This is a genomic window from Cupriavidus sp. IK-TO18 (assembly GCF_015549295.1).
Taxonomy (GTDB): Bacteria; Pseudomonadota; Gammaproteobacteria; order Burkholderiales; family Burkholderiaceae; genus Cupriavidus; species Cupriavidus oxalaticus_A.
In genome coordinates this window covers 1-610 of the sequence record NZ_JADGMP010000109.1, presented here as the reverse complement: position 1 = coordinate 610, position 610 = coordinate 1, and the positions used below count along the sequence as shown (strand labels likewise).

The 610-nt window shown below is 58.7% G+C and carries 1 protein-coding gene; it reads left to right on the top strand.

All coding sequences use genetic code 11. The annotated features are described in order from the left end of the window. The coding region (locus IPF36_RS34340; protein ID WP_195432401.1) for a TetR/AcrR family transcriptional regulator at positions 1-451 on the top strand (451 nt) is incomplete at its 5' end. Between the last annotated feature and the right edge of the window lie 159 nt (positions 452-610).

The following is a 610-nucleotide window of genomic DNA, read 5'->3' as shown; positions in this document are numbered from 1 at the left end:
CATCCGCCACAAGCAGGAGTTCCTGTACCTCCTTCTCAAGTCCATCATGGAGGAGTTGCATGAAGAACTCGACCAGGAGCTTGAAGGCGTCGATGATCCGCTTGAGGCGCTGAAGCGCTTCACCCGCTTCCATCTTCGCTGGCACACGGCGCGGAAGGAAGAAGTGTTCATCGGGAACATGGAGCTTCGCAGTCTTACAAAGCCGCACTATGCCGAGGTCGTGGCCCTGCGACGGAAATATGAGAACCGGCTGCGCGACATTCTGATCGAGGGAGATGCGCGGGGAATCTGGTCCGTGCCTGATCCGCAGCTCACGACCTTTGCTCTGATTGCTGCATTGACCGGGGTCTGCACATGGTACAAGCCGCGCGGCCGTCTTGGTGGCAATGAAATACTCGAGATCTATACGCAGATCGTATTGCGCGCGGTCGGCCTGAAAGACGCCGACTAGGCTCGGGATATCGGCAGAGGGCAGCCGCCCACCGTTCGCCGATCCTTCAATGATTACCGTCCAGACAACCTGCCTTGTGCGGGGTGGTGTGCCGTGCCTGCGGCACGCGATGCCACCCGACATTGCAAGGTCAAGGAGAAACAGAATGACCTCAGCCTG